At 63.7% G+C, this 20,507-nt stretch carries 17 protein-coding genes; 12 read left to right on the forward strand and 5 right to left on the reverse strand.

All coding sequences use genetic code 11. The annotated features are described in order from the left end of the window. Nucleotides 1-143: 143 nt before the first annotated feature. On the reverse strand, nucleotides 144-605 hold the full coding sequence (locus ASD80_RS09285; protein ID WP_056231859.1) for a VOC family protein: 462 nt from the start codon (nucleotides 603-605) through the stop codon (nucleotides 144-146). A gap of 244 nt (nucleotides 606-849) precedes the next feature. Between ASD80_RS09285 and ftsZ the strand changes: the two genes are divergently transcribed. The 7 genes from ftsZ to ASD80_RS09320 all read left to right on the forward strand — a co-directional run bounded on the left by ftsZ (nucleotide 850) and on the right by ASD80_RS09320 (nucleotide 10,534). After that, on the forward strand, nucleotides 850-2,514 hold the full coding sequence (gene ftsZ, locus ASD80_RS09290) for a cell division protein FtsZ (RefSeq protein WP_056231862.1): 1,665 nt from the start codon (nucleotides 850-852) through the stop codon (nucleotides 2,512-2,514). Nucleotides 2,515-2,626: 112 nt separating this feature from the next. Continuing rightward, nucleotides 2,627-3,583: a UDP-3-O-acyl-N-acetylglucosamine deacetylase gene (lpxC, locus tag ASD80_RS09295; protein ID WP_056231865.1), complete on the forward strand. Its 957-nt coding sequence runs from the start codon at nucleotides 2,627-2,629 to the stop codon at nucleotides 3,581-3,583. A 93-nt stretch (nucleotides 3,584-3,676) separates the two neighbouring features. Beyond that, nucleotides 3,677-4,513 carry an outer membrane protein assembly factor BamD gene (locus tag ASD80_RS09300; protein ID WP_244488973.1) on the forward strand — a complete coding sequence of 279 codons (837 nt, stop codon included), beginning with the start codon at nucleotides 3,677-3,679 and terminating at the stop codon, nucleotides 4,511-4,513. Between the two features lie 173 nt (nucleotides 4,514-4,686). Then, entirely contained in the window at nucleotides 4,687-6,357 is a 1,671-nt protein-coding gene (gene recN / locus ASD80_RS09305) for a DNA repair protein RecN (protein WP_056231871.1), read from the forward strand. Nucleotides 6,358-6,537: 180 nt separating this feature from the next. Next, nucleotides 6,538-8,745, forward strand: coding sequence for an NAD-dependent DNA ligase LigA (gene ligA / locus ASD80_RS09310; protein WP_056232725.1), 2,208 nt, complete (start codon nucleotides 6,538-6,540; stop codon nucleotides 8,743-8,745). A 25-nt stretch (nucleotides 8,746-8,770) separates the two neighbouring features. Then, nucleotides 8,771-10,054 (forward strand): hypothetical protein, encoded by a 1,284-nt coding sequence (locus ASD80_RS09315; RefSeq protein ID WP_056231874.1) that lies wholly within the window; start codon nucleotides 8,771-8,773, stop codon nucleotides 10,052-10,054. A gap of 15 nt (nucleotides 10,055-10,069) precedes the next feature. Next, nucleotides 10,070-10,534 (forward strand): DUF3828 domain-containing protein, encoded by a 465-nt coding sequence (locus tag ASD80_RS09320; RefSeq protein WP_056231876.1) that lies wholly within the window; start codon nucleotides 10,070-10,072, stop codon nucleotides 10,532-10,534. 143 nt (nucleotides 10,535-10,677) lie between these two features. Here the strand turns inward: ASD80_RS09320 and ASD80_RS09325 are convergent, their stop codons facing one another. Beyond that, complete coding sequence (locus ASD80_RS09325; RefSeq protein ID WP_056231880.1) at nucleotides 10,678-12,501, reverse strand: aminopeptidase P family protein; 1,824 nt, start codon at nucleotides 12,499-12,501, stop codon at nucleotides 10,678-10,680. Nucleotides 12,502-12,611: 110 nt separating this feature from the next. Between ASD80_RS09325 and ASD80_RS19190 the strand changes: the two genes are divergently transcribed. Both ASD80_RS19190 and ASD80_RS19195 read left to right on the forward strand, forming a co-directional pair. Beyond that, nucleotides 12,612-12,746 (forward strand): hypothetical protein, encoded by a 135-nt coding sequence (locus tag ASD80_RS19190; RefSeq protein WP_274532317.1) that lies wholly within the window; start codon nucleotides 12,612-12,614, stop codon nucleotides 12,744-12,746. Between the two features lie 121 nt (nucleotides 12,747-12,867). After that, entirely contained in the window at nucleotides 12,868-12,999 is a 132-nt protein-coding gene (locus ASD80_RS19195) for a hypothetical protein (RefSeq protein WP_263574796.1), read from the forward strand. Between the two features lie 261 nt (nucleotides 13,000-13,260). Here ASD80_RS19195 and ASD80_RS09330 read toward each other — a convergent pair whose 3' ends face one another. Next, on the reverse strand, nucleotides 13,261-14,133 hold the full coding sequence (locus ASD80_RS09330) for a 50S ribosomal protein L11 methyltransferase (protein ID WP_056231882.1): 873 nt from the start codon (nucleotides 14,131-14,133) through the stop codon (nucleotides 13,261-13,263). A 107-nt stretch (nucleotides 14,134-14,240) separates the two neighbouring features. Here ASD80_RS09330 and ASD80_RS09335 point away from each other — a divergent pair, with 107 nt between their 5' ends. Continuing rightward, nucleotides 14,241-14,531 carry a putative quinol monooxygenase gene (locus ASD80_RS09335; RefSeq protein WP_056231885.1) on the forward strand — a complete coding sequence of 97 codons (291 nt, stop codon included), beginning with the start codon at nucleotides 14,241-14,243 and terminating at the stop codon, nucleotides 14,529-14,531. A 139-nt stretch (nucleotides 14,532-14,670) separates the two neighbouring features. On the opposite strand, the gene ASD80_RS09340 is transcribed toward ASD80_RS09335, so the two are convergent. Next, the gene (locus ASD80_RS09340; protein ID WP_056231887.1) at nucleotides 14,671-14,988 is read right to left on the reverse strand and encodes a heavy metal-binding domain-containing protein; all 318 of its coding nucleotides are present in this window, start codon (nucleotides 14,986-14,988) and stop codon (nucleotides 14,671-14,673) included. Nucleotides 14,989-15,146: 158 nt separating this feature from the next. Here ASD80_RS09340 and ASD80_RS09345 point away from each other — a divergent pair, with 158 nt between their 5' ends. Beyond that, the gene (locus tag ASD80_RS09345; protein WP_056231889.1) at nucleotides 15,147-15,569 is read left to right on the forward strand and encodes a hypothetical protein; all 423 of its coding nucleotides are present in this window, start codon (nucleotides 15,147-15,149) and stop codon (nucleotides 15,567-15,569) included. A gap of 163 nt (nucleotides 15,570-15,732) precedes the next feature. Here ASD80_RS09345 and ASD80_RS09350 read toward each other — a convergent pair whose 3' ends face one another. Further along, nucleotides 15,733-18,075: an ATP-dependent helicase gene (locus tag ASD80_RS09350; RefSeq protein ID WP_056231891.1), complete on the reverse strand. Its 2,343-nt coding sequence runs from the start codon at nucleotides 18,073-18,075 to the stop codon at nucleotides 15,733-15,735. Nucleotides 18,076-18,281: 206 nt separating this feature from the next. Here ASD80_RS09350 and ASD80_RS09355 point away from each other — a divergent pair, with 206 nt between their 5' ends. Further along, nucleotides 18,282-20,453, forward strand: coding sequence for an esterase-like activity of phytase family protein (locus ASD80_RS09355; protein ID WP_056231893.1), 2,172 nt, complete (start codon nucleotides 18,282-18,284; stop codon nucleotides 20,451-20,453). Nucleotides 20,454-20,507 lie beyond the last annotated feature (54 nt).

Raw genomic sequence — 20,507 nt, forward strand, 5'->3', positions numbered from 1 at the left:
CTGCCCGAGGACGGTCGATGTCTGCCCGGGAGCGCGGGTGCGACCGCCTCCCGGGACATCTTAATCAGATTTCGTCGATACAAGCCCGAGGGTGACGCGCGGTGGGCTTGGGAAAGGTGGGATCGGGTGCGACGAGTATCCCCTCACGCCCCCGCATACGCCTTCTGCAGCCCCGCCACGTCGAGCTTCCGCATCTGCATCATAGCCTGCATGGCGCGGTTGGCGCCGGCCTTGTCGGGGCCGAAGACGGTTTCGAAAACCTGCTTGGGCACCACCTGCCAGCTCAGCCCGAACTTGTCCTTGCACCAGCCGCACATACTTTCCTCGCCGCCGTCGCTGACGAAGGTGTTCCAGAAATAATCCACCTCGGCCTGGTCGGCGCAGTCGATCACGAAGCTCACGGCCTCGGTGAATTTGAAGTCCGCGCCGCCATTGAGCAGCATGAATTTCTGCCCTTCCAGCTCGATAACGGCGGTGAAGGCCGGGCCCTTGGGATCCTGGCGCACCACGTCGTGGACCTTCGCCGACTTGAAGGTCTCGGTGTAGAACGCGATGGCATCGTCGATGCGGTTGTCGAACCACAGGCAGGGCATGATCTTGGTCATTGTCGTTCTCCTCGAATGAGCGGCGCCGGATCCTTGTCCAGAACCAATGTGTTATATTCCTATTTGGTTATATAATGAATGTCAACGGGCTCTGTTCGGCCGCGGCGTGGTTAACGCGCCGTCAATGGGTAACCGCCATGTGTCGCAAATTGCGTTCACGTTAACACCGGCGAGGCAATTGTTAGGGGCCGGTTAACGTTTGGGAGGGTAAATCTTTACCAACCAAGCCACTATGGGGCCTTCCATGACTATCAACCTCACCATTCCCGATATCCAGGAACTCAAGCCCCGCATCACCGTGTTCGGTGTTGGCGGTGGTGGCGGCAACGCCGTCAACAACATGATTGAATCCGGGCTCGACGGGGTGGATTTTGTCGTTGCCAATACCGATGCGCAGGCCCTGGCCTTGTCCAAGGCCCAGCGGATCATCCAGCTCGGCGTGGGCGTTACCGAAGGCCTGGGTGCGGGGTCGCATCCCGAGGTCGGTCGCGCGGCTGCCGAAGAGAGTTGGGACGAGATCAACGATCACCTTTCCGGCTCGCATATGGTGTTCATCACTTGCGGCATGGGTGGCGGCACCGGCACCGGCGCCGCGCCCGTCGTGGCTCGCGCTGCACGCGAGCAGGGCATTCTCACTGTTGGCGTCGTCACCAAGCCGTTCAACTTCGAAGGCAATCGCCGTACGCGCCTGGCCGATGACGGCATCGACGAGCTGCATCGCCATGTCGATACGCTGATCGTCATCCCCAACCAGAACCTGTTCCGCGTCGCCAACGAGAAGACCACCTTCGCCGACGCCTTTGCCATGGCCGACCAGGTGCTGTTTTCGGGCGTTGCCTGCATCACCGACCTGATGGTCAAGGAAGGCCTGATCAACCTCGACTTCGCCGACGTGCGCGCCGTGATGCGCGGCATGGGCAAGGCGATGATGGGGACCGGGGAAGCCTCGGGCGAAGATCGTGCCCGCCACGCGGCCGAAGCCGCCATCGCCAATCCGCTGCTCGACGATGTGTCGATGCAGGGTGCGCGTGGCCTGTTGATTTCCATCACCGGTGGTCCGGACCTCACCCTTTACGAAGTCGATGAAGCGGCCAGCCGCATTCGCGAGGAAGTCGATCCGGACTGCAACATCATCCTGGGCGCCACCTACGATCCGAGCCTGACCGGCACGATCCGCGTGTCCGTCGTCGCCACCGGCACCGATGCCACCATGGTTCAGGCGCTGGAGCCGGCCAAGCCGCATGCTTCGCGCACCCCGCTCGAAGTGCGCCGCCATGTGCCGGTCGAGCCGACCCGCACGCAGACCGAGCGCGCTGCCGTTACCACGCCGGCCGCGCCGCAGGCCATCGAACACCAGTTCGCGGCTGCTGTCGCCGAAGCGTTCAATGCAGCACCGGCGCCGATCTCGTCATATGACGAGGATGACGGTGTTTTCGTCGAACCGTATATTCCGGCCGCCGAGAGCATGCACGAAGCCGAGGAATCGACCACGATCGCCGAAGAGCCGGTTCCCAGTGTCTATGTGCCGTCCCATGCCGCTCGCCCCGAAGGGCAGCGCCGCATGCCGCGCACCGAGGAACTGCCGATTGTTGCGAGGCGGTCACAGGAACCGCAGGAACGTCACGACGCCGAGCCGCGCAATGCGCGCGCGCTGTTCAAGAAGCTGGCCTCCAATGTCGGCCTCAATCTGGGCCAGTCCCAGCCGGCCGCTGGCGAGCAAACCAACTATTCGGCAGCCGATGATGCTGCGGCACGCAGCGCCATAGAGGCCGGTGGGGCAAGGGCTTCGCGCGTTGCGCCGGCCGTCGAGGGCGCACGCGGCCTGTCCGATGCCCATGGCCGCCAGCCGGCGCCCGCGCCGCAGAAGGACAGCCTCGAAATCCCAGCCTTCCTGCGCAAGCACGGTTAACATTCGGCCTGCAAATTCCAGAAACATTGCTCGGCGCGTCTTTCGCGCCGAGTTTTTTTTGGCTAACACAGTCTCGGGCGTCCCGGGCCTTGGGGTCGGAGTTATTTCGAGTATGCAAAAACTGTCCACGCGCCAGCGTACCCTCGCGGCCGCGATCACTTTCGCCGGATACGGCGTCCACAGCGCCCAGCCCGTGACCATGACGCTCAGTCCGGGTGCTGCCGATAGCGGCATTACCATCAGCCGCGAAAAGGGCGATGGCACCAGGACTGCGCCGGTTCCCGTGCATTTCTCCCGCGTTACCCGCACCACCCTCTGCACCACGCTCGATCTGGGCGACAGCATCAGCGTCGCTACCGTCGAGCATGTGATGTCGGCCCTCAGTGGCATGGGTGTCGACAATGCCGTCATTACCCTCGATGGCGGCGAATGCCCGATCCTGGATGGCAGCGCACGCCCCTTTGCCGAGGCCATCCTGCGGGTCGGCCTCGAAATCCAGCCGGTGCAGCGCCGCTTCCTCAAGGTCATGCGCGCCGTAACGGTGCGCAACAATGACGCCTTTGCGGCGCTCGAGCCCTATAATGGCCGCGCGCTCGACCTCGAGATCGATTTCGACAGCAAGGTCATCGGTCGCCAGCGCATGATTTTCGACTGGACCCCGCGCCGCTACTACGAGGACGTGTCCAGCGCCCGCACCTTCGGCTTCGTGCGCGATGCCAAGATCCTGCGCCAAGCCGGCTATGCGCTCGGCTCCAGCCTCGACAATTCCATTACCGTGCACGAGGATCGCATCCTCAATCCGGGCGGGCTGCGCTACGAAGACGAATTCGTGCGCCACAAGCTGCTCGACGCCATCGGCGATCTCTCGCTCGGTGGGCTGCCCATCTGGGGCCGCTTCCGCTCCTACAAGGGCGGGCACGCGCTCAATGCGCATGTGTTGACCGGACTCTTTTCGAGCGAAGCCAACTATGAGATAGTCGGCGCCGAAGACCTGCCGCTCGAATTCGAGGCATTCGAAGACCAGCCCGAGGGGTTGGCGGTCAATCACTATCTGCGGTCCGTGCGCTGATCCCTTGTCGGGCGGCGGGCGGTGCCACAGTTTTGATCCATTTGCTAACTACGCCGCAGGCAAGCGGTTTTCGTTATAAGGACGGGGCAGTTCGTGACAGTTGACGCTATTGGTGGTCTCACCAGCCGGGCCGCCCGGTTTCTCACGGTTGCCCTGCTGGCCGCGGTTCTCGCCGGCTGCAGCCTGTTCGGTCCTGAAAAGCTCAAGGAAGAGCCGATCATTCCGGCCGCCACGCTGTATCAGAAGGCGCTGGACGATATGGACCGGCAATATTACGCGACTGCCATCAAGTCCCTGGAACAGCTCGACCGCCAGCATCCGCGCGATGCCCTGGTGGAAAAATCCAAGCTGATGCAGGTCTATGCCAATTATCGCGGCGGTAAGCTCGATGAAGCCATTCTCGCGGCCGACCGCTACATGGCGCTCTATGCCAACAAGCCCGACGCGGCCTATGTGCTCTATCTCAAGGGCAATGCCTATTACGCCCAGATCAAGGACATCACCCGCGATCAGCAACTGTCGACCGATGCGATCGAAGCCTACAATCTGGTGATTGCCAACTATCCGAGGTCCGAATATGCCGAGGATGCGCGCGAAAAGCTGCTGGTGGCCTATGACCAGCTCGCCGGCAAGGAAATGTCGGTAGGCCGCTACTATCTCGGTAATGGCCAATATACCGCCGCCATCAACCGCTTCCGCGTCGTGGTGGAAAGCTGGCAGACTTCGACCCATGTCGAGGAAGCCCTGTTCCGCCTGACCGAGGGCTACCTGTTGCTCGGTCTCACCAACGAGGCCGCCACCGCCGCCGCCGTGCTGGGCCACAACTACCCGTCCAGCACCTGGTACAAGGAAGCCTACGACCTGCTCGCCAAGCAGGGCCTGGCCCCCGTGGTCAATGACGGTAGCTGGATGGCCGGCCTGCGGAACTAACGCTTCCGAAGGATTTTGTTGCTAGTTTGTTCCGGGGTGCTAATATGCGCCCCGGTTCGTTTTTGGGAGGCATCCATCTCCTCGTGTCATTCCCGCCTTCGCGGGAATGACACAGTGGTAGTAAATGGATGCTCATCCGCCTTGGTTGATCGAAGTCCGGGAATAGTCCGCGCATGCTGAACGCGCTTTCGGTTCGCAACATCGTCCTCATCGACCAGCTCGACCTGGCGCTCGATGGCGGCATGACGGTTCTCACCGGCGAGACCGGTGCCGGCAAATCCATCCTGCTCGATGCGCTGACCCTGGCGCTGGGTGGGCGGGGCGATGCCGCGCTGGTGCGCAGCGGGCAGGAGAGCGGGCAGGTGGTCGCCGTGCTGCAACTGGCCGCTGACCATCCCGCCCGCGCTGTCCTGCGCGACAATGCCATTCCCGATGACGAGGATGTCATCCTGCGCCGCGTGCAGTTTGCCGATGGCCGCACCCGCGCCTTCATCAACGACCAGCCGGTTTCCGCTTCGCTGCTGCAGCGGGTCGGCAGCCAGATCGTGGAAATCCATGGCCAGCATGATGACCGGGCTTTGGTCGATGTCGCCACCCATCGCGCCGCGCTCGATGCCTTCGGCGAGCTTGAGACGGCTGCCGCCAGGGTCGGCACGGCCTGGCAGGAGCTCAGCGACGCGCAGGATGCCGTGGTGGCGCAGCAGGCCCTCGTAGCCCAGGCGCTGGCCGCCGAGGACTATGCGCGCCATACCGTGGACGAGCTGTCCAAGCTCAAGCCCGTTGCCGGCGAGGAAGAAGAACTGGCCGGGCGCCGCCAGCATCTCCAGCAAGTGGAGCGCTCCGCCTCCGACGTCATCGAGATCGACGACATGCTCAATGGCCCCGCTGCGCCGGCGCCGGCCCTGGCGAGCCTGATGCGGCGGCTGATGCGCAAGATCGATGGCGGGCAGGACCTGTTCCAGCCCCTCGTCGATACGCTGGATGCCTCGCTGGTGGCGCTGGACCGGACCGGCGATGCGCTTGATGATCTCAAGCGCGAAATGGCCTATGATCCGGCCGAACTGGAGGGAGTGGAAGAACGCCTGTTCGCCCTGCGCGGCGCTGCCCGCAAGCACCAGACGACATGCGACGAACTGGTCGGCGTGCTGGCCCGATACAGCGCCGATCTCGATACCCTGCAGAGCGGCGAGGCGCGTCTCGGCGCCCTCAGGATCGCCGAAGCCAGGGCCTTGGAAACCTATCGCAAGCTGGCCGAAACGCTCAGCGCCGGCCGCGCCAAAGCCGCCGCGGCGCTGGGCAAGGCGGTCGGCGCGGAACTGCCCGACCTCAAGCTGGGCTCGGCCAGGTTCATCGTCGATCACCAGATCGATAAGAGCCGAATTTCTGCCGCTGGCTTCGACCAGATCGCCTTTCACGTACAGACCAATCCGGGCACCGCCGCCGGCCCCTTGCTCAAGGTTGCCTCAGGCGGCGAGCTCAGCCGGTTCCTGCTCGCCCTCAAGGTGGTGCTGGCCGCGTCCGGCTCCGCCCCGGTGCTGATCTTCGACGAAATCGACACCGGCGTCGGTGGCGCCGTCGCCGACGCCATCGGCCGCCGCCTGGCGCGGCTGGCCGGCAAGGTGCAGGTTCTCGCCGTCACCCATGCGCCACAGGTGGCCGCACGGGCGCAGCGGCATCTGCTCATCGAGAAGCAGGCTGTCAGCGAAGGCGCCTTCATGCGCACCCACGTAAAGCCGCTCGGCACCGATGCACGGCAGGAGGAAGTCGCCCGCATGCTGGCTGGGGCCAAGGTAACCGACGAGGCGCGGGCCGCGGCGAGCAAATTGCTGAGCGAGGTGGGGTAGGGCGCCCTTTCTTCCCTTCTCCCCTTGTGGGAGAAGGTGGCGCGCAGCGCCGGATGAGGGGGCTGCTGCGTTGTGTATGCGGAGGCAACCCCTCACCCGCCCTTCTGGCACCCTCTCCCACAAGGGGGAGAGGGGGAGTCCGGTGGTTGAATGACGCAGCGAGTATCAATCGTGACCGACCTGTCCCAAAAACCCGTCGACGATCTCACCGAAGCCGAAGCCGATAGCGAACTGGCCCGCCTGGCCGCTTCCATTGCCGAGGCCGATATCGCCTATCACCAGAAGGACGCGCCCGAGATCACCGACGCGGCCTATGACGCGATGCGCCGCCGCAATGACGCCATCGAGGAAGCATTCCCCAACCTGGTGCGCGAGGATAGCCCATCGCTATCGGTCGGCGCGCCGCCGGCCGAAGGCTTCGCCAAGGTGCGCCATGCCGTGCCCATGCTCAGCCTCGCCAAGGCCTATACCGATGAGGACGTGGTTGATTTCATCACGCGCGGCCAGCGCTTCTTCCAGCGCGACGAGGGGCTGGAAATCGCCTTCACCGCCGAGCCCAAGATCGACGGGCTCTCGGCCTCCCTGCGCTACGAGAATGGCATCTTCGTGCAAGGCGCCACGCGCGGCGACGGCGCTGTGGGCGAGGACATCACCGCCAATCTGCGCACCATCAAGGACATTCCCGAAAAGCTCGCCGGCTCGGGCTGGCCGCAGACCATCGAAATCCGCGGCGAGGTCTATATGACCTATGCCGAATTCCAGGCGCTGAAGGCCCGTTCGGCCGCCGCCGGCGGGCAGGATTACGTCAATCCACGCAACACGGCGGCCGGCTCGCTGCGTCAGAAGGACGCCTCGGTTACCGCCAGCCGCAACCTCAGGTTCTTCGCCTACGCCTGGGGCGCCACGTCAGAGGACCCGGCGCCGACCCAGTATGATGCGGTGCAGAAATTCGCCGAATGGGGTTTTCCGATCAGCCCGCTGATGGTCCGGGCGAAGTCCGTGGACGAACTCATCGCGCAATATCGCAAGATCGAGGAACAGCGCTCCTCGCTCGGCTACGATATCGACGGGGTCGTCTACAAGGTCGACCAGCTCGAATTGCAGCGCCGCTGGGGCTTCGTCACCGGCGAGCCGCGCTGGGCCGTGGCCCATAAATTCCCCGCCGAACAGGCGACGACCACGGTCAGGCGCATCGATATCCAGGTCGGCCGCACCGGCACGCTGGCCCCGGTGGCGCGGCTGCAGCCGGTCACGGTGGGCGGCGTGGTGGTGGAAAATGTCACCCTGCACAACGAGGATTATATTGCCGGCATCGACAGCAATGGCCTGCCGATCCGTGGCGACGAGCCGATCGATATCCGCATAGACGACACGGTGGTCATCCAGCGGGCAGGGGATGTCATTCCCCAGATCGTCCGCGTGGTGCTGGAAAAGCGCCCCGCCGATGCCGTGCCCTATCAGTTTCCGCATGAATGCCCGATCTGCAAATCGCCCGCCACGCGCGAACTCAACGAAAAGACCGGCAAGGAGGATTCCCGCCGCCGCTGTACGGGCGAACTGATCTGCCCGGCCCAGGCGGTGGAAGGGCTGCGCCATTTCGTGTCGCGCGGCGCTCTCGATATCGAGGGGCTGGGTGCGGAAAATATCGAGCTTTTCTTCAGTAAGGGCCTGGTGCGAACCGCCGCCGATATCTTCACCCTCCGGGATCGCCGCCCGGCCGTGCAGCAGGCTCTGGCCGAGCGCCGCGAGGAACAGGCGAAAACCCGCGAAGCCGCTTCGGGCAAGGTGCGCAAGAATGTCCGCGCCGTCGAAGACCGCAATTACGAGGGCCTCGACAAGCTCTTCGCCGCCATCGACGCCCGCCGCGAGCCTGAGCTCGACCGCTTCATCTTCGCGCTGGGCATCCGCCATATCGGGGAAACCACCGCCGCCGCCCTGGCGCGCACCTTCGGCACGATGGATGAGCTGATCAAGGTCGGCAAGGAAACCGCCGCCGCCGAAGACCCCAAAAGCGTATTCCCCTCGGTCGATGGCATTGGCGGCACGGTCATCGAGGCGCTGGTCGGCTTCTTCGGCAATCAGCGCAATGACGATGTGCTCGATGCCCTGCTGGCCCAGGTCCATCCCAGGCCCTACATCGTCAATGTCTCCGCCGACAGTGTCGTCGCCGGCAAGACCGTGGTCTTCACCGGCTCCCTCGAAAAAATGACACGATCGGAAGCCAAGGCTATGGCCGAACGGCTGGGCGCCAAGGTCGCGGGTTCGGTATCGGCGAAAACCGATATCCTGATCGCCGGCCCCGGCGCCGGCTCCAAGCTGAAGACGGCCGAAGCGCTTGGCGTCGAGGTCATCAGCGAAGACGAGTGGTTCGTACGCGTCGGCAAATAGGCGCGACGCCACGAGGGAGAGTGTGATGAGGGGTTTTTCCGCGGCCGCCCTGGCTGCCCTGCTGTTGCCGGCTGCGGCTTCCGCCAGCGAAGTCGGCGACCAGTTGGCCCAGCGCCTCTATGATGGCACGCTCGCCGAAATCGGCGACCTGGCCCTGCAACGCTGCGACGAATACAATGCCGATGCCTGCTTTGCACTCGGCATGCTCGATCTGGTCACCGCTTATGAGCGCACCGCGCAGGCGCTTTATCGCCATGGCGCGACGGCGCCCAATTCGCCGGCCATGGCCATGCTGTTCGGCATGGGGCTCGACGCCCCGGCCCGCCCGGCCAATCCCGATCCGGAGCCGCTGACCTATCAGGGCCTGCGTGACATTCTCGAGGAATTCGCCAGCCTGCTCGACGTGGCGCGTGGCCATTTCGAAATGGCCGATATGGGCACCGGCTACGTCATTCCCATCGATCCGCTCAAGGTGCGGATCGATCTCGATGGCAATGGCACGGCCGAGCCGGGCGAAACGCTGGCGTCATTGCTCGGCCCGCTGGGTGAATTCACCGATATTCCCGCCCCCGATGGCCCGCCGCCATCGGGCAAGCGCAAGACCGGTCCCGAGTCCGCCCCGGACCTGACCATCGGCTTCGACAATGCCGATGCCATCTGGCTGGCCGGCTACAGCACCATTATCTCGACCCCGGCCGAGCTGTTGCTGGCCCATGATTTCTCCGAATTCTACGATGCCTATCTGCACCGGGTCTTCCCCGAGGCCGATCTGCCGATGCAGGACTATTCGCGCGGCGGCACGCTGTTCATGGACCCCGACAGCGACACTTTCATCGCCGACATCATCGCGGCCATTCACACGGCCGATTTTCCGGTCACCGATGCAGCGCGGCTGGCCGGGGTGCGCGAGCGCCTGCTGTCCATCACCGCCTTGTCGCGCAAGAATTGGGAACTGATCCTGGCCGAGACCGACGATGACCGGGAACTGTTGCCCGGCCCGCAGCAGACTTCGCTGGTGCCCGATACGCCGGTAACGCAGGAGACGGTCGCTGCCTGGCTGGCGACGCTCGACAGGCTCGACGAAATCCTCAATGGCGAATTGCTGCTGCCGCATTGGCGCTTCAAGCAGGGTTTTGATCTCAAGGCGTATTTCGATACGGCCACCGAGACCGACCTGGTCATGCTGTTCACCGGCCTCGGCGCGCTGCCCTATCTCAAGGACGGCCCGATTGCCGATGCCCAGGCGTTTGCCGATGCCAATCGCGTATTCGGTGACAACTGGCCGGGCTTTGCCCTCTGGTTCAACTGACCTTCGGAGTTCTCCATGCGCCTAGCCGCTTTCGCCATCGGCCTGTTCCTCGCCCTGACAGGCCTTGCGGCCGCCCAGCCCTATGAGACGCCACAGGCGCTGCTCGAAGCCTTTTACGAGCCCTATTTCAGCGACACCTTCTCCGAGGACGAGAGCCAGTTCCGCTCGCGGGCGCTGCAGGCGCTCTATGACAATGACGTGGAACTGGCGGGCGAAGGCGAAATGGGCGCCATCAGCTTCGACCCCTATATCGACGGGCAGGATTACGACATCACCGAACTGGAAATCGGCACGCCCGGCATTGCCGGCGACTATGCCGCGGTCGATGTGACCTTCCGCAATTTCGGTGAGCCCCGTGCGCTGAGCTATGAACTGGTGCTGGAGGACGGTGGCTGGAAGATCGACGATGTGGTTTCCACCAATCCGGATAATGAATATCGCCTGAGCGAGATTTTCGCCGAGGCGGCCGCTGGGTATTGAGGGCCCTTCACCTCTCCCTTGGGGGAGAGGTCGGCGCGCAGCGCCGGGTGAGGGGGCCTTTCCAGGGTGAGTTGCGTGGGGAAGGCCCCCTCACCCGACCCGAAGACGGGTCGACCTCTCCCCCAAAGGGAGAGGTGAGGAGCCTACAGCGCCCCCGTCGCCTCCTTCAGCCAGTCCCTGACCTTCCCCTTGACCCGCGGCCCGATCTCTTTCCACACCCGATGATGATACGCATCCAGCCATTCCCGCTCCGCCTCCGATAGCAGCGACTTGCGGATCAGCCTCTTGTCGATCGGCGCCAGGGTCAGCGTCTCGAATTCCAGATAGCCCGGGAAATCTGCGTTCTCGATCACGGTGATCAGGTTCTCGATACGGATGCCATAGGCGTCGGCCTTGTAGTAGCCCGGCTCGTTGGAGATGACATTGCCCACCTCGAACGGCGTCGTGTAGCGCGACGAAATCCCAACCGGCCCCTCGTGTACGCCCAGATACGCGCCCACGCCGTGCCCGGTGCCGTGATTATAGGTGACGCCGGCCTGCCACAGGAATTGCCGCGCCAGCACGTCGATCTGCGCCCCGGTCGTGCCCTTGGGAAAGCGCGCCATGGAAATGGCGATCATGCCCTTGAGCACGCGCGTATAGCGGTCGCGTTCCTCGTCGCTGGGCTTGCCGGTCGAAAGCGTGCGGGTGATGTCGGTCGTGCCCGACAGGTATTGCGCGCCGCTATCGACAAGCATCAATTCGCCGGGATTGAGGGCACGGTCGGTCTTGCCGGTTACCCGGTAATGCACGATGGCCCCGTTCGGCCCGGCGCCGGAAATGGTGTCGAAGCTGGCATCGACACAGCTTTCCTCTTCGCGGCGGAAGGCTTCGAGCGCCGTGACGATACCGATTTCGGTCAGCCCGCCCTTGGGTGCGGCGTCATCGAACCAGGCGAGAAACTTGGCCAAAGCCACCCCGTCGAGCAAATGTGCCTCGCGCATGCCCGACAGTTCGGCCGGGTTCTTGCGCGACTTGGGCAGCAGCACTGGATCGCGTTTTTCCACCAGCCTGGCCCCCGCCTGCTTGAGTGCCGAGACGATGGCTTCTGGCGCGCTGGCCGGATCGACCAGCACTGCCTTGGCGCTCTTGCCCAGTCGGGTCAGTGCGGCCGGTAGTGTCTTGCTGCTGGCCAGTTTGGCCACGCCGGCCAGGGCGGTCCTCAATTCATCGGTGATCTTGGTGGGATCGAGATAAAGCGTGGGCTGGCCTTTTTTAGGCACGATGGCGAAGCCGAGCACGAAGGGCGTGTTGGGCACGTCGCGGCCGCGCATGTTGAGCAGCCAGCAGATCGATTCGGGCAGTGTCAGCACCACGGCATCGGCCTGGTCGGCGGCGATGGCTTGCTGGATTTCAGCGATCTTGTCCGGCGCCGTCTGTCCGGCGCGGTTGTGGCCGAGGAACTCGATGGTGGAGACCGGCGCGCCGGGGCGGTCGGCCCAGATGGCGTCGACCAGGTTGGGGCTGGGCACCAGTGTCGCGTGGCCGGCCAGCAGGGTCGTCATTTCGCGCACTTCGCCCGGGGTGTGCAGCCATGGGTCATAAGCCAGCAGACCGCCCTTGGGAACGATGGTGGTGACCGCCTCATTCATGCCGCCGCGGTCGGTCTGGACCACCGCGATCCTTTTGGTGTCGGTCTGGGCCGGTGCCTGCAGGGTGTATCGGCTATCGACGAATAGTGCGGCCTTCTTCGGCCCGACCACGGCCAGTCCGGCTGAACCGGTGAAGCCCGACACATAGGCCAGGCGAGCCTCGCTGGCCGGTACCGATTCGCCGCGATGCGCATCGGCGCGCGGGATGAGGAAGCCATCGACGCCGGCCTTGGCCATGGCTTGCCGAAGGGCAGCGAGACGCGGCGCCACGGTCCTGCTGTCGGACTTTTCGTCGAAGCTCTGGAAAACGGTGGCGGGAAAGCTCTGGGCGGTCATGGCGGCTCCTCGGGCCGGAATGCGCTCCGGTCATGGCTGGCGTGTGGTATCGGGCTATGGCAAATCGCCGCCCGCTCCCCAACTTAGTTGCAGAAACAAGGAGAGCGAAGATGGCACAGGACAAGAATTTCCTTACACGGGCTTTTGATGCGCTGGTCGCTGGCCGCGAGCGCGAGGCTCGCCGCTATATCGATCGCTATGAGCGCGAATACGGCAAGCTGAATACCAAATTAACGAAGCGGTAACGGGACTTGCGAGTCTTGCAGGGCTGGTCTGACCGCAAAGGCCTAACCAAACCTTGCGGCGCGGCCTAGATAGATCGTGACGAAGGCAACAGACCCTCGTCACACGTGCATGGAGACTGAAATGACCGAGAGCAAGAACGATTTCCGCAAGGCCCTGGGATCCGTCATCGACGCCCGCGGCCGTGAATCGAGCCGCCAGGTCAGCTATCGCATGCAGCACCAGCTGATCGGCGCATTCACCAAGCGCCCATAAGCGCTGCAGTTTACTGCTGACGATCCAAGTAATCCCCGGAGCCCGCTTCGGGGATTTTGCTTTTCTGGAGGGGGCTGGCGACGGGTAAGCCCCGCCCCGGATCGTCACCCTCGGGCTCGACCCGAGGGCTCTGCACTGCCGATGGCGTCGCAAGTACAGACCCCTCGGGTCAGGCCCGAGGGTGACGCGCGGTGGTAGGTGGCCGATTCACACTTCCGTCTCGTCAATGCTAACAGTGTGCTAACCAATTCGACCCTCGCGTTACCGCATTTCGAGGATCAGCGTGGTCCAGTCCTTGCGCTGCAGTTTCTGGTTCAGCACCATGCCCTGACGGGCATAGGCATTGATGACGCCGCGCGCCTGATGCTCCAGAATTCCCGACAGGATCACCGTCGCGCCCTTGCCGGCGATGCGGCCGATTGAAGGCGCCAGGGCCATCAGCGGACCCGCCAGGATATTGGCGACGATCAGGTCATAAGGCGAATTCTGCGTGATGGTAGGGTGGTTTACGCCGGTCGCTTCAAGCGCGATAATGTGCTTGCCCACCCCGTTCTGGGCGGCATTGTCGATCGTGGTGGTCACCGAAACCGGGTCGATGTCGCTGGCGATCACCGTCGTCCGCGTGCGCTTGGCCAAAGCGATGGCGAGGACGCCGGTGCCGGTGCCCACATCGATCATGGTGCGCGGCCGCTTGCGCTTGAGCACCTTGTCGATGGCTTCAAGGCACCCGGTCGTCGTTTCGTGGTGACCGGTGCCGAAGGCTTGCGCCGCGTCGATTTTCATCGGCGTCAGCCCGCCGGGAATCGGTCCGGTTTCGTGGCTGCCATAGACATAGAAGCCCCCGGCAATCACCGGGGCCAGGCCCTCGAGCGACCTGGCGACCCAGTTGATTTCGGGGTCGATCGGCGCGACGGAAAATTCCACAGCGCCGCCAAGGGTTTGCCGCGCCAGTTCAACAAACGATTCAATATCGGGCGGGCTGTCGCAGGTGGCTTCGAACACCCATTCGCCGGTCTCTTCGTTCTCATGCGCCGAGGCGGTCAGCGCCAGGTCGTCCCGCTCCATCACGGCATCGACCAGCGCATAGGCCTGTTCCTTGGTGAGCGGGACGGAAGAAAGCTGATCGACGGACATGGCGAAAAATCCTTTGTTCCGCGCCTAGTTGCGCCATGTGCGGAGCAAGGTCAATCTGACTTATCCCCGTATTGGCGGGGTGGTGTAGATTCGGCGGAGGACGGGTTATGTATGGATTGATCGGGAAAATGCTGGCGGCGCCGGGCAAGCGCGACGAACTCATCGCCACCATGCTGGAGGGCAGCGTGGCGATGGCGGGGTGCCTGAGCTATGTGATCGCCCGCGATCCCGCCAGCGATAACGGCATCTGGATCACCGAGGTCTGGGACAACAAGGAAAATCACGCCGCCTCCCTCGCCATTCCCGAGGTAAAGGCGACCATAGCCAAGGCCATGCCGCTCATCACCGGCTTCGGCGAACGCTTCGAGACCGAGCCGCTTGGCGGGATAGGGCTGTGAGCGGGTCGGCGGGGGCGTCATATCGTATCACGGCGTCATTGCCCGGCTTGTCCGGGCAATCTACCTTTCCACTCGCGCTGAACCATGGATCACCCGGACAAGCCGGGTGATGACGATGGCGGTGGGACCAGTGCGGGCGCTATAGCTTCACTGCCGTCCCAGAGATCGAAACCATCAGCATGGAGCCGCCCTGGCCGACCACCTCATAGTCAAGATCGACACCCACCACGGCATCGGCGCCCATGCGTTCGGCCTCCATGCTCAACTCTTCATAGGCCTGACGCCTTGCGTCGCGCAGTGCGCCCTCATAGGCGCCGGCCCGGCCGCCGACAATGTCGCGGATGCCGGCAAACAGGTCCTTGAAGATATTGGCGCCTACGATCACCTCGCCGGTGACAATGCCGAGATAGTCGCGAACGGGGCGGCCTTCGAGCGTGGGCGTGGTCGAGATGATCATGCGGCTTCTCCTGATGTGCTACGCCAAGAAATAGGCTTGCCAGCACGGATGCGGAAGAGCGGCGAAAAAATCTTTGGCCAAAGTGTCGAAGCAAGGGCAGGCTGGGCGACATGGATCGAGAGCCGGATGATCCGGCCGCAGACAAAGGATGCCCAGCCGTGCTCGCCGTCACCAGCTACAACGAAGTCTATGTGCAACTGACCGCCGCCAAGGTGGAAGAGCAACTCGCCGCCTACGCCGCGCTGGCCGCCGCCGTGAAGGGCAATGCCAAGGCCGAAGCCGCGCTGGCCGCCTTCGCGCCGGGCTATTTCAATGCCATGCTGCTGGCGCTGGACCACCACTTCATGCACCGCATGCGCGGCGCCGAAGGCAAGGACGGCAACCCGCTCAATGAAGTGCGGATGCTGAGCGATTCCATCATGGAGCATGATGGCGTGCTGAAGGAGAACAAGACGATCAAGTACAAGGCGGAAAAGGCCGTGGCGGGCATCGCAGTGGGCCAGGAGATCGCGCTGGACGCGGAGACGTTCGAGCGGCTGGCCAAGGCTTATGTGGCGGAGATCGGGAAGCGGTTTTCTTGATGGGTGGATCACCTCTTCCGGTTCCACTCCACCAGCGCGACTCCTCCCCCTCGACGGGGGAGGTTGGGAGGGGGTGTTGGGAGCCCGGATATCCGGGCTAAACATCCCCCACCCTTGATCCCTCCCCGCGAGGGGGAGGGAGACGACTGAGGCATTTGGGCCTTCAAGCCTTCTTCACAAAGCTCTCCAGAACCTTCTTGCGACCGGCCTTCTCGAACTCGATGCTGAGCTTGTTACCCTCGATATCGATAATGGCGCCATAGCCGAATTTGAGGTGAAACACCCGCTCGCCCACCCCGAAGGCGGAGCGGTCATTGCCGAGATCGACCGAGCGGGCGACGAGGTCGCCTTCGATGGTCAGGGGGCCGGCACTCTTGCGGTTGCCCTGCTGGGCGCGGGCGCGCTGCCAGCCGGGGGTTTCGTAGACGCTTTCGAACGGGTCGGCCTTGTTGAAGCGGCTGGTGGCCCCGCCGCCATAGCCGTAGCCGCCATAGGACGAGCCGGTATCCTTGACCTCGACGGCGTCGGCCGGTAGTTCGTCGAGGAAGCGGCTTGGAATGGCCGATTGCCAGAGGCCGTTGATACGGCGGTTCTGCGCCACCGACAGGCGCGCGCGCCTGCGGGCGCGGGTGATGCCGACATAGGCGAGGCGACGCTCTTCTTCGAGGCCGGCGCGACCGCTCTCGTCCATGGTGCGCTGGCTGGGGAACAGGCCTTCCTCCCAGCCGGGCAGGAAGACGGTGTCGAATTCCAGCCCCTTGGCCGAATGCAGGGTCATGATGGACACGGCGTCCTCGGCCTCGGCCGTGTCGCGATCCATCACCAGCGAAATATGTTCCAGGAACCCGCCCAGCGTCTCGAACTCTTCCATCGAGCGCACGAGTTCCTTGAGGTTTTCGAGACGGCCGGGGGAGTCGGGCGATTTGTCGGCCTGCCACATGGCGGTGTAGCCGCTTTCGTCGAGAATTTGCTCGGCCAGCTCCCAATGCGGCATGGCGTTGAGACGGGCTGACCAGTTATCGAACTGGCCGACCAGCTCGCGCAAAGTGCTGCGCTGCTTGGGCTTGAGCTCTTCGGTTTCCAGCAGCATACGCGTGGCGGCGAGCAGCGACACTTCGGCGACGCGAGAGGCGTTGTAGATGATCTGCACGGTGGAATCGCCCAACCCTCGCTTGGGCACGTTGACGATGCGCTCGAAGCTCAGGCCGTCGGACGGGTTGGAGACCACGCGCAGATAGGCGATGGCGTCGCGGATTTCCTTGCGCTCGTAGAAGCGCGGGCCACCGATGACGCGGTAGTTCAGCCCCAGCGTGATGAAGCGCTCTTCAAACGAGCGCATCTGGTGGGAGGCGCGGACGAGGATGGCCATGGAATTGAGGGCTTCGCCGGCGCGCTGATAGTTCTCGATTTCCTCGCCAACCGTACGGGCCTCCTCCTCGCTGTCCCATAGCGAGGTGACCGAAAGCGGCTCGCCCTGTTCGCCCACATCGGTCTGCAGGGTCTTGCCCAAGCGGCCTTCATTGAAGGCGATCAGGGTCGAGGCGGCCTTGAGGATATTGGAGGTGGAGCGGTAGTTGCGCTCCAGCTTGATGACCTTGGCGCCGGGAAAATCCTTCTCGAAGCGCAGGATATTGTCGACCTCGGCGCCGCGCCAGCCATAGATGGATTGGTCGTCATCGCCCACGACGCAGATATTGGCTTCGCTTGCGGGTTTTCCCTGCGCGAGAAGCCGCAGCCAGAGATACTGGGCGGTATTGCTGTCCTGGTATTCATCGACAAGCATGTATTTGAAGCGCTCGTGGTAGTGCGCCAGCACGTCCGGATATTCGCGAAACAGCCGGATATTTTCCAGCAGCAGGTCGCCGAAATCGGCGGCGTTGAGCACTTTGAGCCGGGCCTGATAGTCGGCATAGAGCTTGGCACCCCGGCCATTGGCGTAACTGCCACTGTCGGCCGGCGAAATATCCTTGGGCAAGAGTCCCCGGTTCTTCCAGGTGTCCATCATCCCCGCGAACTGGCGCGCCGGCCAGCGCTTTTCGTCGATATTTTCGGCGTCGAGAAGCTGCTTGATGAGGCGGATCTGGTCGTCGGTATCGAGAATGGTGAAGTCCGACTTCAGCCCCACCAGTTCGGCATGGCGGCGCAGGATGCGGGCGCCGATGGAGTGGAACGTGCCAAGCCACGGCATGCCCTCGACGCCTGATCCGACCAGGTGGCCAATGCGCTCCTTCATCTCGCGGGCCGCCTTGTTGGTGAAGGTCACCGACAGGATTTCCGACGGCCAGGCGCGCTTGGTTGTGAGGATATGGGCGATACGAGTGGTCAGCACGCGCGTCTTGCCCGTACCGGCGCCGGCCAGCACCAGCAGCGGGCCATCCACGGTCAGCACGGCCGCGCGCTGTTCCTCGTTGAGACCATTGAGGTAGTCGGGCGCCTGGTTCCGGCTGAACTGGCTGGTAATCGAACCCGCGGCGGGGCGAGCGAGTGGGTGGGCTTCACCGGGCATTGGGGGCCTTTCCATCGCCGCGTGCCGGGGCCGGCAGACGCAGCGCGGGGATTGACGAATCTTATTTTGTTCTCGTTTGGCAATATAGGCTGCGGGGCGTCCTGTGTATAGAACGCCGGCCTGTCACCGATCCGTCATGCCCCCGTCATCCAGCGGTCTTGCAGCGGCACTAATCGGAGCCCCGTATCCTTACAGGGGGCTCCTTCATGCATACGTCAAAATTGCTCACCGGGCTGACTGTCGCGCTGCTCGCGACCACTGCTTCGGCCCATGCCGCCGAATATTTCAACCGCATTGCCAGCTTCCCGGTGGCGCTGAACAATCCCGATGCCGAAGCCGGCGTCGAGAATTCGGCCGAAATCATCACCGCCACCGAAGACGGCATGACGCTGGTCTATTCCAATGCCTTGCTGGGCGGCATCGGCTTTGTCGATATCACCGACCCGACAGCGCCCAAACCGGCCGGCTTCGTGGCGCTCGATGGCGGCCCGACTTCGGTCGCCGTGATTGGCGGCAAGGCGCTGGTGACCTCGGACACGACGGAAGACTTCACCGCACCCACCGGCTACCTGTCGATCATCGATATTGCAAGCAAGACCATCGAGACCACCTGCGACCTGGGCGGCCAGCCCGACGCGATTGCCAAGAATGCCGACGCCTCGCTGGTCGCCATCTCGATGGAAAACCAGCGCAATGAAGACTTCAATGACGGCGTGATCCCGCAGCTGCCCAGCGGCAACATCACCTTTTTCGATGTGGCCGATGGCAGTGTCGACTGCGGCACGATGCGCGTCACCGAACTGGCCGGCGTGGCCGACTTTGCCGCCGAGGATGCCGAGCCGGAATATACCGATTTCAACAGCCTCAACGAACTGGCCGTGACGCTGCAGGAAAACAACCACATCGTCATTCTCAACGGCGAGACGGGCGAAATCATCAGTAATTTCAGCGCTGGTACGGTCGATCTTGAAGGGATCGACGCCACCGAGGACGGCATTCTGAGCTTCACCGAGAGCCAGGAGGGCCGCAAGCGCGAGCCCGACGCTATACAGTGGCTGGACGAGAACCGCATCGTGATCGCCAACGAAGGCGACTATGAAGGCGGCTCGCGCGGCTTTACCATCTTCCACAAGGACGGCACCGAGCTTTATGAGAGCGGCCCGTCGATGGAGTATATCGCCGCCCAGCTCGGCCATTACCCGGAGGGCCGTTCGGACGCCAAGGGCGTCGAGCCCGAAGGCATGGAAGTCGGCACGTTCGGCGAGACGAAGTTTATCTTCGTCAACCAGGAGCGCTCCTCGCTCGTTGCCATCTACAAGGACACTGGCGATGTGCCGGAATACTGGCAGTCGGTGCCCTCGGGTATCGGTCCGGAAGGTGCGCTGGCCATTCCGTCGCGCAATCTCTATGTCACCGCCAACGAGACCGACCTCAGCCCCGACGGGCTGGCCGGTTCGCATGTGATGATTTTCGAGCTCAGTGACAGCGAGCCGGCCTACCCACAGATCATGTCGGACCTCGACGCCGCCGGCAAGCCGATCGGCTGGGCCGCGCTGTCGGGCGCCGTGGGCGATGCCGAAAAGCCGGGCATGCTCTATGCCGTCAGCGACAGCGCCTTTACGGAAGCCGCGATCTACACCATCGACGCCACGGCCAAGCCGGCCCGCATCGTCAAGAAGACGATCGTGACCCGCAATGGCGTTCCGGCGCAGAAGCTCGACCTCGAAGGCATCACGCTGGACGGGGAAGGCGGCTTCTGGCTGGCTTCGGAAGGCGATACCGCCAAGCTGACGCCGCATGCGCTCTACCATGTCAATGCCGATGGCGAGATCGAAGACGAGATCGCCTATCCGGCGGCCCTGCTGGCCGGCGAAACCCGCTCGGGTTCGGAAGGCGTGGCCAAGATCGGCGATACGCTGTGGATCGCCATCCAGCGCGAATGGAAGGACGACGAGAAGGGCTTCGTGAAGCTCGTCTCCTACAACACCGACTCCGAAGAGTGGGGCGCGGTGCGCTACCCGCTCGAAAAGGCCCCGGAAGGCGGCTGGGTCGGCCTCTCGGAAATCACTGTCCACGGTGACTATGCCTATATCATCGAGCGCGACAACCAGATCGCCGGCAAGGCCACGCTCAAGGCGATCTACCGCGTGCCGGTCAGCGAGCTGGTTCCGGCCGAACTGGGCGGCGAACTGCCGACCGTCAGCAAGGAACTGGTGCGGGATCTGGTGCCCGATCTCGCCGCCAATAACGGCTATGTGGTCGACAAGGTCGAAAGCTTCGCCGTCGACGCTGATGGCAACGGCTTTGTGATCACCGACAATGACGGCGTCGACGACAGCTCGGGCGAGACCTTCTTCTGGTCCATCGGCGCGCTCTGAAGCGTTGCAAGGCCAAATATGAGCGGCCGGACCGGGAGGTCCGGCCGCTTCGTT

This window comes from Devosia sp. Root635, assembly GCF_001427605.1.
Taxonomy (GTDB): domain Bacteria; phylum Pseudomonadota; class Alphaproteobacteria; order Rhizobiales; family Devosiaceae; genus Devosia.

Coding starts and splice junctions, on each gene's coding strand:
- ASD80_RS09285 (WP_056231859.1), bottom strand. CDS start 605: ATGACCAAGATCATGCCCTGCCTGTGGTTCGACAACCGCATCGACGAT.
- lpxC (WP_056231865.1), top strand. CDS start 2,627: ATGCAAAAACTGTCCACGCGCCAGCGTACCCTCGCGGCCGCGATCACT.
- recN (WP_056231871.1), top strand. CDS start 4,687: ATGCTGAACGCGCTTTCGGTTCGCAACATCGTCCTCATCGACCAGCTC.
- ftsZ (WP_056231862.1), top strand. CDS start 850: ATGACTATCAACCTCACCATTCCCGATATCCAGGAACTCAAGCCCCGC.
- ASD80_RS09340 (WP_056231887.1), bottom strand. CDS start 14,988: ATGATCATCTCGACCACGCCCACGCTCGAAGGCCGCCCCGTTCGCGAC.
- ASD80_RS09350 (WP_056231891.1), bottom strand. CDS start 18,075: ATGCCCGGTGAAGCCCACCCACTCGCTCGCCCCGCCGCGGGTTCGATT.
- ASD80_RS19195 (WP_263574796.1), top strand. CDS start 12,868: ATGACCGAGAGCAAGAACGATTTCCGCAAGGCCCTGGGATCCGTCATC.
- ASD80_RS09315 (WP_056231874.1), top strand. CDS start 8,771: ATGAGGGGTTTTTCCGCGGCCGCCCTGGCTGCCCTGCTGTTGCCGGCT.
- ASD80_RS09335 (WP_056231885.1), top strand. CDS start 14,241: ATGTATGGATTGATCGGGAAAATGCTGGCGGCGCCGGGCAAGCGCGAC.
- ASD80_RS09355 (WP_056231893.1), top strand. CDS start 18,282: ATGCATACGTCAAAATTGCTCACCGGGCTGACTGTCGCGCTGCTCGCG.
- ASD80_RS09330 (WP_056231882.1), bottom strand. CDS start 14,133: ATGTCCGTCGATCAGCTTTCTTCCGTCCCGCTCACCAAGGAACAGGCC.
- ASD80_RS09320 (WP_056231876.1), top strand. CDS start 10,070: ATGCGCCTAGCCGCTTTCGCCATCGGCCTGTTCCTCGCCCTGACAGGC.
- ASD80_RS09325 (WP_056231880.1), bottom strand. CDS start 12,501: ATGACCGCCCAGAGCTTTCCCGCCACCGTTTTCCAGAGCTTCGACGAA.
- ASD80_RS19190 (WP_274532317.1), top strand. CDS start 12,612: ATGGCACAGGACAAGAATTTCCTTACACGGGCTTTTGATGCGCTGGTC.